Origin of the sequence: Mesorhizobium sp. KR1-2, assembly GCF_040045035.1 — a bacterium.
Classification (GTDB): Bacteria; Pseudomonadota; Alphaproteobacteria; order Rhizobiales; family Rhizobiaceae; genus Pseudaminobacter.
This window is the reverse complement of the sequence record NZ_JBDZDS010000003.1, coordinates 374,161-386,090: the sequence shown is the minus strand read 5'-3', so window position 1 is coordinate 386,090 and position 11,930 is coordinate 374,161. Positions and strand designations below refer to the sequence as shown.

At 65.9% G+C, this 11,930-nt stretch carries 12 protein-coding genes; 7 read left to right on the top strand and 5 right to left on the bottom strand.

Annotated elements, in window-relative coordinates; all coding sequences use genetic code 11:
* Positions 1-168: 168 nt before the first annotated feature.
* Both ABLE85_RS09515 and ABLE85_RS09510 read right to left on the bottom strand, forming a co-directional pair.
* Positions 169-888, bottom strand: a complete 720-nt coding sequence (locus tag ABLE85_RS09515) for an MBL fold metallo-hydrolase (protein ID WP_348792465.1) — start codon at positions 886-888, stop codon at positions 169-171.
* A gap of 27 nt (positions 889-915) precedes the next feature.
* Complete coding sequence (locus tag ABLE85_RS09510; protein ID WP_348792464.1) at positions 916-2,157, bottom strand: FAD-dependent oxidoreductase; 1,242 nt, start codon at positions 2,155-2,157, stop codon at positions 916-918.
* A 531-nt stretch (positions 2,158-2,688) separates the two neighbouring features.
* Between ABLE85_RS09510 and ABLE85_RS09505 the strand changes: the two genes are divergently transcribed.
* From ABLE85_RS09505 to ABLE85_RS09475, 7 genes are all read left to right on the top strand, one after another.
* The gene (locus tag ABLE85_RS09505) at positions 2,689-3,966 is read left to right on the top strand and encodes an imelysin family protein (protein ID WP_348792509.1); all 1,278 of its coding nucleotides are present in this window, start codon (positions 2,689-2,691) and stop codon (positions 3,964-3,966) included.
* Between the two features lie 68 nt (positions 3,967-4,034).
* Complete coding sequence (locus tag ABLE85_RS09500) at positions 4,035-4,346, top strand: (2Fe-2S)-binding protein (RefSeq protein WP_348792463.1); 312 nt, start codon at positions 4,035-4,037, stop codon at positions 4,344-4,346.
* A complete protein-coding gene (gene bfr / locus ABLE85_RS09495) occupies positions 4,312-4,797 on the top strand; it encodes a bacterioferritin (protein ID WP_348792462.1) in 486 nt (161 codons plus the stop codon). Before ABLE85_RS09500 ends, bfr begins: the two co-directional genes overlap by 35 nt.
* Positions 4,798-4,888: 91 nt before the next feature.
* Positions 4,889-6,370: a di-heme oxidoredictase family protein gene (locus ABLE85_RS09490; protein ID WP_348792508.1), complete on the top strand. Its 1,482-nt coding sequence runs from the start codon at positions 4,889-4,891 to the stop codon at positions 6,368-6,370.
* A complete protein-coding gene (locus ABLE85_RS09485; RefSeq protein ID WP_348792461.1) occupies positions 6,370-7,443 on the top strand; it encodes an imelysin family protein in 1,074 nt (357 codons plus the stop codon). The genes ABLE85_RS09490 and ABLE85_RS09485 overlap by 1 nt, the downstream gene beginning before the upstream one ends.
* 2 nt (positions 7,444-7,445) lie before the next feature.
* Positions 7,446-8,543: a DUF1513 domain-containing protein gene (locus tag ABLE85_RS09480; protein WP_348792460.1), complete on the top strand. Its 1,098-nt coding sequence runs from the start codon at positions 7,446-7,448 to the stop codon at positions 8,541-8,543.
* A gap of 208 nt (positions 8,544-8,751) precedes the next feature.
* Entirely contained in the window at positions 8,752-9,309 is a 558-nt protein-coding gene (locus ABLE85_RS09475) for a GNAT family N-acetyltransferase (protein ID WP_348792459.1), read from the top strand.
* 134 nt (positions 9,310-9,443) lie between these two features.
* On the opposite strand, the gene phnN is transcribed toward ABLE85_RS09475, so the two are convergent.
* From phnN to ABLE85_RS09460, 3 genes are read right to left on the bottom strand one after another with little or no spacing between them, the layout of a single operon-like run.
* The gene (gene phnN, locus ABLE85_RS09470) at positions 9,444-10,070 is read right to left on the bottom strand and encodes a phosphonate metabolism protein/1,5-bisphosphokinase (PRPP-forming) PhnN (RefSeq protein ID WP_348792458.1); all 627 of its coding nucleotides are present in this window, start codon (positions 10,068-10,070) and stop codon (positions 9,444-9,446) included.
* A complete protein-coding gene (locus tag ABLE85_RS09465; protein ID WP_348792457.1) occupies positions 10,067-11,206 on the bottom strand; it encodes an alpha-D-ribose 1-methylphosphonate 5-triphosphate diphosphatase in 1,140 nt (379 codons plus the stop codon). The genes phnN and ABLE85_RS09465 overlap by 4 nt, the downstream gene beginning before the upstream one ends.
* A 1-nt stretch (position 11,207) precedes the next feature.
* The gene (locus ABLE85_RS09460) at positions 11,208-11,915 is read right to left on the bottom strand and encodes a DUF1045 domain-containing protein (protein ID WP_348792456.1); all 708 of its coding nucleotides are present in this window, start codon (positions 11,913-11,915) and stop codon (positions 11,208-11,210) included.
* Positions 11,916-11,930: the final 15 nt, after the last annotated feature.

Genomic DNA, 11,930 nt, shown 5'->3' with positions numbered 1-11,930 from the left:
GACGCCCCCAAATTTCCGTCGTCCTCGGGCCGGAGCACGAGCGCAGCGAAGTGCGGAGGTTCCGGGGACCCATGCCTCGGATTCTCAATCGGCAGTCCAGTGCAGGGGAGAAGCCCAAGCTGGATGCAAGCATCAGCGCTTCGCTTGTCCTGGCCAACGCCGCCCAGCTCATGCCCCCGCGCCGGCCAGATAGCCGTCAATGATCTCGCGCATGCGTTTTGCATCAAAGCTCGGCCCGTGCCCGCCGTGGCCGATGCGGATCGGCAGCGTCTTCAGGCGCTCCATGGTCCGCCGGTAGACGGCCTTGTCCGATCCCGGAATGTCGTCGAGCAGCTCCTCGTCATAGATCGCATCGCCACCGAAGAAGACGCCGTTCTTCTCATCGAACAGGCCGATGCCGTCGGGCGAATGGCCGGGCAGTTCCAGCACGGTGAAGCGACGGTCGCCAAGGTCGATCACGTCGCCTTCGTCAAGAATGCGCGTCAGCGGCGCGGGCGTCAGCCGGTAGTCGGCGGGCGTCCAGCCGGGGGAGGGGAGCCTCGTCACCGGCTGCTCGATTTCGCGGTATTCGTCGGCGAAGGTCAGTTCGTCGGGCATGGTGGCAAAGGCTTCGGCCGACTGGCGCGGGCCCAACCGGTGCTCGAACTCGTGAAGCCCGCCGACATGGTCGAGATGGATATGCGTGGCGAGCGCCAGCACCGGCTTGCCCGGCGTCAGGTCGAGCACGGGCCGTAGTGGCCTCAGCCCCATGCCGGTGTCGACCACGAGATCCGCCTCGGCCCCGCGCACGAGCCAGATATTGGCGCTGTAGAAGGAGTCGACATAGGGCTCCGTCACCAGCGTGATCTGCCGGTCGATCGGCTTCTTCACGAACCAGTCGTCTGTCATCGGCCGTCCTCCCCAGCCGCGTCGGGACTAAGCGGCCGCTTCCTTCTGCGCTTCGGCGAAGGCAGCCTTCAGCGCGTCGGCGCCGGCGGTCACCGTTTCGGCATGCGGCGAGAAGCCGGCGCCCAGCATCTTGCGGCCGAGCATATGGTCGGCCGGGCGGTTGACGGATTCGATCGCGATCAGCCGGGTGCCGAAATAGTGGTAGACGGAGAACTTGTTGTCGACCACGTCGCCCACCACCACGGTGCTGTCGCTGGTGCCGGCCAGGCCGACCATCTGCAGCTTCATGTCGCCGATGTCGGACCAGAACCACGGCACGCTGTCATAGTGGCCGTCATGGCCCGTGATGGTGCGCGCGGCGAGCTTGGCCTGGTCGGTGGCGTTCTGCACCGATTCCAGCCGCACGTCGGCGCCGGAGAAGAGGTGGCGGTAGTTGGCGACGTCGCCGATGGCGAGGATCTCTGGCCGCGAGCTGCGCAGCTGCCCGTCCACGCGTACGCCGTTCGACAGCGTCAGGCCGGTGGCCTGCGCCAGCTCGACATTGGGCACCACGCCGATGCCGACGATGACCATCTGCGCCGGCAGCCGCTCGCCATGAGAATTGAGGGCGGCCGAGACATGGCCATTGTCGCCTTCCAGCCGCTCGATGGTGGTCTGGGTCAGGACCCGGATACCCATGGTTTCGAGGCGCTGGCGCACATGCGCCGAGATGGAAGGCGCCACCGCGCGGCCAAGCAGGCGGTCCTGCGCTTCCACCACGGTCACGTTGCGGCCGCCGAGCCGCAGCGTGGCGGCGATCTCGAGGCCGATGAAGCCGCCGCCGAGGATCACGACGTCCTCGATCGCCGCGCTCAGCTCGCGGATGGCGCGCGCGTCGGCCACCGAGCGCAGCGACAGCACGCCGGCGAGTTCGGCGCCGGCCAGCTTGAGTTCGCGCGGGCGCGAGCCGGTGGCCAGGATCGCGGCGTCGAAGGGCAGCGTTGCCCCGCCAGCCAGCTCCAGCCGCCGCGCCGAAAGGTCGATGCGCTCCACCGAGGCGCCGAGCCGCAAGTCTATGTGGTTGTTGGCGTAGAAAATCTCGGCGCGCAGCATCTGCGGCTGCGCGGCCGGATCCTTGATGAAGGTCTTGGACAGCGGCGGCTTGTGATAGGGCAGCTCGTTCTCGTCGCCGACGAGCGTCACCGGCCCGTCATAGCCTTCTTCGCGCAGGCTGGCTGCAGCCTGCACCCCGGCATGACCCGCACCGACAATGACAACGCCGTTCTTCATGGGATTTTGGCCTTGCTTCTTCGAAGCCACAATAAGGTTCCGAGCGGCGGGCAAGTCGTCTTGTTCCGACGCTACGGTTCGCATTTGGGTCGCACCTGAGACATGCCGGTGTCAAGCCGAGACGCAGCGACCGGGACCTTCCGTAAGGGCACCGGATTGCCGGCAAAAAGCCATAAACTTGACATTGTTAGTTTAGAATTATTCTAAACTATTGATTTATATAGCTTTTAATCAGGATTTTTGTTGACTCCTCGTGCCCGTGTGCGCTTTATGGCAGCGCGCCCGAGGGCGTAACCTTTGATGTTTGGGCCTTGAACCCGTTCGATTGGAGGAATTCGGTGTCTGGTTTTTTCAAGTCGCGCTCGCGCGCGGCCTTTATGCAGCAGACTGCAGGCTGTGAGACGGCCTGCTGATGTCGCTGCGAATTCAAGATTTTAACGGTCACGACGGCTGTGGTTTCGGGGATGCTCCCGCAGCCTGCGCGGCGCGTGCCAGCATTCATTGAGGAGAGGGCGGATGAAGGTTTCCACGATGGCGGCGCGCGGCGGGCGGCTGGCGGCAATCACGGCAATGGCGGCGGCGGTCCTCGTTCTGCCGGCGCGGGCCGAGGCCGACGCCAAGGCGGTGATCGCCACCTATTCCGACGTTGCGCTGGCCAAGTATGAGGATTCGCTGGTCACGGCCAAGAAGCTCGACGAGGCCGTGTCGGCGCTGATCGCCAAGCCCTCGGTGGAAACGCTGGAAGCCGCCCGCACCGCCTGGAAGGCCGCGCGCGTCCCCTATCAGCAGACCGAGGTCTACCGCTTCGGCAACGCGATCGTCGACGACTGGGAAGGCCGCGTGAACGCATGGCCGCTGGACGAGGGCCTGATCGACTATGTCGACGCTAGCTACGGCACCGAGTCCGATGACAACGTGCTCTATACGGCCAATGTCATCGCCAACAAGTCGATCGAGATCAACGGCCAGAAGGTCGACGCCTCCGAACTGACGCCGGAGTTTTTGTCCGGCACGCTGCAGGAGGCCGGCGGCATCGAGGCCAATGTCGCCACCGGCTATCACGCCATCGAGTTCCTGCTCTGGGGCCAGGACCTGAACGGCACCGGCCCCGGCGCCGGCAACCGGCCCCATACCGACTACGACCTCGCCAACTGCACCGGCGGCAATTGCGACCGCCGCGCGCAGTATCTGGCCTCGGCCTCGAAGCTGCTGGTCAGCGACCTCGAAGAGATGGTCGCCAACTGGGGCCCGGAGGGCGCGGCCCGCAAGGCTCTGGCTGATGGCGACGAGAAGGCGGGTCTGTCGGCGATCCTCACCGGCATGGGCTCGCTGTCCTATGGCGAGATGGCCGGCCAGCGCATGAAGCTCGGCCTTCTGCTGCATGATCCGGAGGAAGAGCATGACTGCTTCTCCGACAACACCCACAATTCGCACCTCTATGACGCCGTCGGCATCCGAAACGCCTATCTCGGCAGCTACACGCGCATCGACGGTTCGGTCGTCGAAGGCGCGTCGCTGTCGGAACTGGTCAAGGCCGCCGATCCGGCCGTCGACGCCGAGCTCACGGGCAAGCTCGACGCCACCGTCGCCGCCATGGAGGCGATAGCCCAGCGTGCCGAGAACGGCGAGGCCTACGACCAGCAGATCGGCGAGGGCAATGCCGAAGGCAACGCCGCCGTGCAGGCCGGCATCGACGCCCTGGTCGACCAGACCAAGTCCATCGAGCGCGCGGTCGCGGCGCTCAAGCTCGACAACATCGCCTTCGAGGGCTCCGACAGCCTGGACGCTCCCGACAAGGTTTTCCAATGAGGCTCCCCGCGCGGGGCCGTTCCTAGCCAAGCGGCGCCAAGGGGCGCCGCCAGCAACCAAGGCAAGACATGCTTGTATGCCACTGTAACCTGATAACGGAGAAAGAAGTCGAGGAGGCGATCATCGACCTCCTTGAGGCCGATCCCTGGCTGCTTATCGTGCCGGCGAAGGTCTATCATTACCTCCAGAAGCGCGGTCGTTGTTGCGGCTGCTTTCCAAATGTGGTGGAAACGATCATTCGGGTCACCGAGCATTATCATCGCAGCTCGGCAACGAACGAGGCCGATATCGTTTCACACCTGGATCGCGTAAGGGAACTGCGCGACCAATATGGGAGCAGAAGCAATGAAAGGCGAAGTGCAGGTCATAGAGCGGCTTAACGAAGCGCTGTTTCTGGAACTCGGTGCCGTCAACCAATATTGGCTCCACTACCGGCTGCTGGAGGACTGGGGCTACGACAAGCTGGCCAAGAGGGAGCGTGAGGAATCCATCGAGGAGATGCACCACGCCGACAAGATCGTCCAGCGCATCATCTTCCTAGAAGGGCATCCCAACCTGCAGACGGTGGCGCCGCTGCGCATCGGCGAAAACGTCAAGGAAGTGCTTGAGGCCGACCTCGCCGGCGAATATGACGCGCGCACGTCCTACAAAAAGTCGCGCGAGGTCTGTCAGCAGCTTGGCGACTACGTGACCATGAAATTGTTCGAAGAATTGCTGAAGGACGAGGAGGGTCATATCGACTTCCTCGAAACCCAGCTCGATCTGCTGGCGCAGATCGGCGAGGAAAAATATGGATTGCTCAATGCCGCCTCGGGAGACGAAGCGAAATAGTCATTCCAACAGGCGGCGCGCCTCGACGCGCCGCACCCCTTCCTTCTTGATCAAGACAGGCGGCCTGCTCGCGGGTCTGGTCGCCTCGCTCATCGCGGCAACGGCCAGCGCCGGCGAGGCCGAGCCCGCCGGCCTTGCAACCTCGCGCGGCGACCTCAGCAGCAAGGATCTGGCGCGCGTCATCGCAATCACCCGGCCCACCACCGATTTTTCCAAGCCCGAGCCGTTCGAGTTGATGCAGGGCGGGGCCGGCACCTCGCGCAAGCAGGTCAACCGCGATTCCTTCTCGCAGTCCTCGGCCAACATCACCTTCGAGGAAGAAGGCACCTTCAAGATCGGCAACGGCTTCTTCACCAAGCTCTGGGTGTCGGCGCCGTCGTCAACGCAGGCCTCCGACGGACTCGGGCCGCTGTTCAATGCCCGCGCCTGCCAGAGCTGCCACCTCAAGGACGGCCGCGGCCACCCGCCGGAAGGCAATCCCGACGCCACGTCCATGTTCCTGCGCCTTGCCCGCTCGGCCGAGACCGAGGCGGAGAAGGCCGCGCTGGCCGACAGGCAAGTGCTGAATTTCCCCGACCCGGTCTATGGCCACCAGTTTCAGGACCTCGCGGTTCCCGGCCTGCGCGCCGAGGGCAAGATGGTCATTTCCTACCAGCAGGTCCCGGTCCGGCTGGCCGACGGGACCAGCATGGTGCTGCGCTGGCCGAGCTATTCGGTGAGCGACCTTGGCTATGGTCCGATGCATCCCTCGACCACGCTATCGCCGCGGGTGACGCCGCCGATGATCGGTCTCGGCCTGATCGAGCAGATCCACCCCGCCGACATTTTCGCCAATGCCGAGGACAAGAACGCCGACGGCGTGGCGGGAAAACCGTCCATCGTCCGCGATCCCAAGACGGGAGAGCTCACGCTCGGCCGCTTCGGCTGGAAGGCCTCGGTGCCCACCATTCGCCAGCAGTCAGCCGAAGCCTTCGCCGGCGATCTCGGCATCTCCACGCCGGACAATCCAAAACATTGGGGCGACTGCACCGAGGCGCAGACCGAATGCCTCGCCATGCCCGTCGGGGTCCACGAGAGGCTCGGCGACACCGAGGCTCCCGACCCGATCCTCGGCCTCGTCACCTTCTATTCCCAGAACCTCGCCGTGCCGGCGCGCCGCGACATCGACAAGCCGGAAGTGCTGGCCGGCAAGAAGGTGTTTTACGAGATCGGCTGCGTGTCCTGCCACACGCCGAAATTCGTCACCCGGCGCGACACGCCCAACAAGGCGCAGTCCTTCCAACTCATCTGGCCTTATTCCGACTTCTTGCTGCACGACATGGGCGAGGAACTGGCCGACGGGCAGCAGGTGGGCGACGCCACCGGCCGCGAATGGCGCACCCCGCCGCTGTGGGGCATCGGCCTGACGCAGGTGGTCAACGGCCACACCTTCTTCCTGCATGACGGCCGCGCCCGCAACCTCACCGAGGCGATCCTGTGGCATGGCGGCGAGGCCCAAGCCGCGCGCGACCGCTTTGCCGGCCTTCCCAAGCCGGAACGCGAGGCGCTGGTGAAATTTCTGGAGTCGCTGTGATGCTTCGTTCCCTGTTCGCCGCCGCCGCGCTGGTTCTCGCCCAGCCCGCCGCCCACGCCGCCGAACTCGACGCGCCGGCCATCATCGGCAAGGCGATCGACGGTTTTGTGCGGCCCGCCTATCGCGATTTCCACGCGGCCACGGCGCAGATGGCGTCGGGCGCCAAGGCGCTCTGCGCCGCGCCGTCCGAGGCCAATCTCGAGGCCGCGCGAAAAGCCTTCGGCGCCACGGTGGACGCCTGGTCGCGGGCCGAAATCATTCGCGTCGGTCCCATCACCGAGCAGAACCGGCTGGAGCGCGTCCTGTTCTGGCCCGACCGCAAGAGCACCGGTCTGAAGCAGGTGCAGGCGGCAATCGAAGCCGGCGACGAAAGCGCATCCGACCCGGCCGGGCTCGCCACCAAGAGCGTTGCCATGCAGGGGCTCGGCGCACTCGAATATGTGCTGTTCGGCACCGGTGCCGAGACGCTTGCCGGGCCCGAGGGTGCACATCGCTGCGGCTTCGGCGCGGCCGTCGCAGCCAATCTCGACAACATGGCCGGCGAGGTCGAGGTCGCCTGGAACGCGCCCGACGGCTTTGCGAAAACCTGGGCGACACCGGGCGAGGGCAACGCCCTCTATCGCAACGGCAACGAGGCGCTGAGCGCGCTGTTCAAGATCTTCGTCAACGGCCTGGAGCTCGACCGGGACGTGCGGCTGGGCGGCTTCCTCGGCAAGACGGAAGCAGAAGACAAGCCGAAACAGGCGCTGTTCTGGCGCTCGGCCAAGACGGCCGACACGCTCGCCGGCAACATGGCGGGCATGAAGGCGCTGTTCGAAGCCTCCGGCCTCGGCGAGCCGCTGGGCGCCGACGAGCGCTGGATCGCCGGCTCCATCGGCTTCGAGTTCGGCAACGCCATCGGCGCGGCGGAAGCGGCGAGGGGGCCGCTGGCCGACGTGCTGGCCGATCCGGCCCGGCGCGGCAAGCTTGCCTATCTCGGCATCGTCACCTCGAGCCTCAGCGAGCTCTTCGGCATCCGCTTTGCCGACGCGCTTGGCCTGAGCGCCGGCTTCTCCTCGCTCGACGGGGATTGACCGTGCGCGCGCCGCTGGTCGACCGCCGCGATTTTCTCAAGGCTGCGGGCGCGGCTTTCTTCGCCGCGCTCACGCCGCAGGCGCGGGCAGCCACCCTTGCAACGGATGCGGTCTTCGCCACCGCCTATCAGAAGCGCGACGGCACCTTCGGCGCGGCCGTGCTGTCGGAAGTCGGCAAGGTGCTGCATCTGGTCTCGCTGCCGGACCGCGGCCACGACGTGACCTTCGATCCGGTTTCGGGCCAGTCGGCGGTCTTCGCCCGCCAGCCCGGCACCTTCTTCGTCGTCTTCGACCACACCGGTCGCCGCGAGCCGCTGACGGTGAACAGCATTGCCGGCCGCCATTTCTTCGGCCATGGCGTGTTCTCGCAGGACGGCGCGCTGCTCTACGTCACCGAGAACGACTACGACAATGCCGCCGGCGTGGTCGGCATCTACGACGCGCGCGACGGCTTGCGCCGGCTGGGCGAGTTCCCCACCTATGGCGTCGGCCCGCACGAGCTTTTGCTCCTCGCCGACGGCCGCACGCTGGCGATCGCCAATGGCGGCATCGAGACCCATCCCGATTTCGGCCGCGCCGAGCTCAACCTGCCGACCATGAAGCCGTCGTTGGTCTTCGTCGACCGCATTTCCGGCGACCTGCTGGAGCGTCATGAGCTGCCGCCGGCGCTGCACCAACTCTCCATCCGCCACATGGACGCCGACGCTTCCGGCACAGTCTGGTTCGGGTGCCAGCACAGGGGCCCAGCCACCGAAAAGCCGCTGCTGGTCGGCAGCGCCCGGCGCGGCAGGGACCTCAAGCTGCTCGACATGCCGGAAGACGTTCTCGCCGGTTTTCGCAACTACATCGGCTCGGTCGCCGCCAACCCCGATGCCGGCACTGTGGCGGTGTCGTCCCCCGAGGGGAATGTCTTTGCCGTCATCGAGGCGGCCAGCGGCAAGGTCATCGCCCGCCATGACGTGCAGGAAGTCTGCGGCCTTGCGCCCGACCATGCCGGTTTTCGCGCCACCACCGGCACCGGCGATATTCTCGGCCCCGACGGCGGCGATGTGCGCGAGCCCGACTATGTCTGGGACAACCACATGCTCCGGATCGGCTAGGAGATTCAGTGGGCGTCCGTTTGGGGCGGAGGGGGGACATTCCCGCCGGTCCGGTCCCCGGAAGCTGTCGTTCTGCTCGCCAATGCCGATATGGAACGCGCCCGGTGCACCCATTGGCATTTGCCCTGCGCAGCCTTGGCACAAGCCGCATCGCCACCTGAAGTGTATCAGGTTTGATGTTGGTGATGCTCTCAACCGGAAAATTCGCATGTCCCGGCCAGATTTCGACTTTCAACCTGAACTGGTTGGCGACACGCTTCGTCTCAGGCCCTTGAAGCACGACGACTTCGCAGGTCTCTATTCTGCGGCAAGCCACCCGCAAATATGGGCAGGGCATCCCGCGAAAGATCGCCACAAGAAAGAGGTGTTTGAGCCCTACTTCCTCTTTCTGCTGGAAAGCGGGACTACGCTCGTCATCATCGACCAGCAGACCGGTCAGATCATCGGCTGCTCACGTTACTACGTGTCGCCCGACCAACCCGACAGCATCGCAATCGGCTTCACTTTCCTCAACCACGCCTACTGGGGTGGCACAACGAACCTCGAGCTCAAGCGTCTGATGCTCGACCACGCATTTGAGCAATTTCCCGAAGTCTGGTTTCACATCGCTCCGAGCAATGTCCGCTCGCAAAAGGCGACGGCCAAGTTGGGTGCAGAACACATTTACGATGCGACCGTCGACTTGTCCGGAGCGCCTGCTGCCTGGATGTGCTTTCGCCTGAAGAAGGACGTTTGGAGAGAGAGGCACCAGACGCGGCTGCCCTGACCTGGAGCGGTTCCCGCCACCCGAAGCCGCTGCTGCCATCATTTGCGTAAGGCGGCCTGACGACAAAAAGTGCAATTTCGGCCGCGAACGCCGAACTTGCACTCTTGTACATGCCCCAGCGCAGGGACCGGCGGCTAGAACCGCCCCACATCGGCGAAGGCGATCGCCTTGCGGATGATCGCAACAAAGCGCTCGCCGGCGATTTCCTTCTCGCCGCTGTTGTCGATCGTGGAAACGCCTGGTCCCGACAGCTCCACCGCGCTCGCGCGGGCGAGGCGCGCCAGCACCTCGCCGCGCGATTCGCGACCGCGTGCGGCCAGTCGCTCGGCGAGAATCTCCGGCCGCGCGGTGATCTCCACCACGGCGACATTCTCGTAGCGTGCCCGCAGCGCGGGGATAGCCCCGCGCGAGGCATTGGCGATCGCCACGCGGCCGTCGGCGATGGTCGTGTCGACGCTGGCCGGAATCCCATATCTCAGCCCATGCGCTTCCCAGGACAGCGCGAATGCGCCATCGGCCTCGGCCTCGAGGAAGGCGGCGTCGGCCAGCGTGTCATGATCTTCCGTTGCGCCGTCGGACGGGCGGGTGATCACGCGGCGGACGAATTCGACGCTGTCCTCGCCCGCGAAACGCTCGCGCGCATAGGCCATGATCGTGTCCTTGCCGGCCCCGCTCGGGCCGACCACGGCGATGAACACGCCGCTGCGAACAGGAAAGGCGCTGCTTGCCTGCTCGCGTTCGATGAGGGCCGAGACCATCATGCCACGCGGCGCCCTTCGCGCCACACGGTGCGCACCACCGGCACGTGCTCGTCCACCCGCACCCGCACCAGGTCGGCGCGACGGCCAGCCTCGATCACGCCGCGGTCGGTGAGGCCGACGGCCTCGGCCGGCGTCTTCGACACCATGGCCACCGCCTGCGGCAGCGAGATCGCGTCCACCACTTCGCCCAGGAAAAAGGCCGACTGGATCAGGCTGAAGGGGATGTAGTCGGAGGACAGAATGTCGAGCAGGCCGTTTTCGGCCAGCTCGCGCGCCGAGACGTTGCCGGAATGCGAGCCGCCGCGCATCACATTGGGCGCGCCCATCAGCACGCCAAGCCCGGCCTGCTTGGAAGCGCGCGCCGCCTCCAGCGTGGTCGGGAATTCGGCAACGCGGATGCCCTGCGCGATCGCTTCGTCGACATGGGCGGTGGTGGCGTCGTCATGGCTTGCCAGCACGATGCCGCGCTCCTGGCAGGCGGCGGCGATCGCTTCGCGGTTCGGGGCGGAATTGGCGGCCGACTGCGCCATGCGCTTTTCGCAATAGGCGCGGAACTGCTCCTCCGTCATCTTCATCTTGCCCATGTAGTAGACGGCATAGGCTTCGAAGCTGGCGAACTGGCGCTGGCCCGGCGCATGGTCCATCAGCGAGGCAAGCCGCACGCGCTCGTCGCCGCGGAACAGCTCGAAGCCGCTCTGGCAGTCGGGCGCCGAAACCTCGCAGCGCAGGTGGATGAAATGGTCGGCGCGCAGGCGGTCGTTGCGCACGCTGTCCTCGATGGCGTCGGCCAGCTTGCGCATGTCGACGGCCGTGATGTCCGAATCGATGTCCAGCCCCACGCGCAGCGCGTCGAGCACCGTAGTGATGCCGGCCGTGGCGATCTGGGCATCGTGGGCCAGCACCGAGGCAATCGGGTTCCAGCGCACCTTCGGGCGCGGCGCATAGTGGCCTTCGAGGTGGTCGGTGTGCAACTCCACCAGGCCGGGGATGACATAGTCGCCTTCCATGTCCTCGCCCGCGCGGGTGGTGCCGGCCGAAATGTCTGCGATCTTGCCGTCGCGGATCAGCACCGAGCCGTCGACGATCTCGTCGGCAAGCACGATGCGGGCATTGGTCAATGTCGTCTCGGTCGTCATCTCAGGCTTTCTTTCTTTCGGTCTGGCGGCCGAGCGCATAGTGGGAATGTACTATGAAGGGGGCGCCGGGCTCGCGCTCGACAAACAGCGCCAGCCCGTCCACGGCGAAGGGGCGGTCGAGCTCCTCGGCAAACATGTCGTCGATGGCCGCGCGCAGCCGGTGGGCTTCTTCGGCGCCGACGCGGCCGGTCAGCGTCATGTGGAAGCGGAAGGTGTCGAAGACGTAGGGATAGCCCCACTGGCACAGGTTCTGGAACTCGACCTGGCTCAGCGCGTCGGGGTTGCGGCGCTCGATTTCCCTTTCCGTCAACGGCGCGCGGAAGCGCTCGAAACCCGCAACGATGTCGCCGGCGAATCGATTGAGCTCGGGCGAAGTCCCGCTGGGCACCAGCGCGAAGAAGCCGTCGATCTGCCCCACCACGAGGCGCGGCAGTACCACCGGCTCGAGCGTGGCGGCATAGTTCGCCATCGCTTCGTCCAGCGCGGCTTCGCTCTCGCCCTCGGCCAGCCGGAACGGCGCCTTCAGCGTGGCATGGAAGCCGTAGCGGCGCGGGGCGGCGGTGTGGAAGGCGATCTCGGTCGCCGACAGATGTCCGTTCGCCGGAGCCTCATGGGTGGCGCCGGTGAAAGGGTCGCGGCCGAGCCAGTTCGCCGCGATGCGGGTCAGCGCATCGTCGGGGCCGGGGGTGAAATAGATCGCATAACGCATCGGTGTTATCCTCTC

Coding starts and splice junctions, on each gene's coding strand:
- ABLE85_RS09515 (WP_348792465.1), bottom strand. CDS start 888: ATGACAGACGACTGGTTCGTGAAGAAGCCGATCGACCGGCAGATCACG.
- ABLE85_RS09510 (WP_348792464.1), bottom strand. CDS start 2,157: ATGAAGAACGGCGTTGTCATTGTCGGTGCGGGTCATGCCGGGGTGCAG.
- ABLE85_RS09505 (WP_348792509.1), top strand. CDS start 2,689: ATGGCGGCGCGCGGCGGGCGGCTGGCGGCAATCACGGCAATGGCGGCG.
- ABLE85_RS09500 (WP_348792463.1), top strand. CDS start 4,035: ATGCTTGTATGCCACTGTAACCTGATAACGGAGAAAGAAGTCGAGGAG.
- bfr (WP_348792462.1), top strand. CDS start 4,312: ATGAAAGGCGAAGTGCAGGTCATAGAGCGGCTTAACGAAGCGCTGTTT.
- ABLE85_RS09485 (WP_348792461.1), top strand. CDS start 6,370: ATGCTTCGTTCCCTGTTCGCCGCCGCCGCGCTGGTTCTCGCCCAGCCC.
- ABLE85_RS09475 (WP_348792459.1), top strand. CDS start 8,752: ATGTCCCGGCCAGATTTCGACTTTCAACCTGAACTGGTTGGCGACACG.
- phnN (WP_348792458.1), bottom strand. CDS start 10,070: ATGATGGTCTCGGCCCTCATCGAACGCGAGCAGGCAAGCAGCGCCTTT.
- ABLE85_RS09465 (WP_348792457.1), bottom strand. CDS start 11,206: ATGACGACCGAGACGACATTGACCAATGCCCGCATCGTGCTTGCCGAC.
- ABLE85_RS09460 (WP_348792456.1), bottom strand. CDS start 11,915: ATGCGTTATGCGATCTATTTCACCCCCGGCCCCGACGATGCGCTGACC.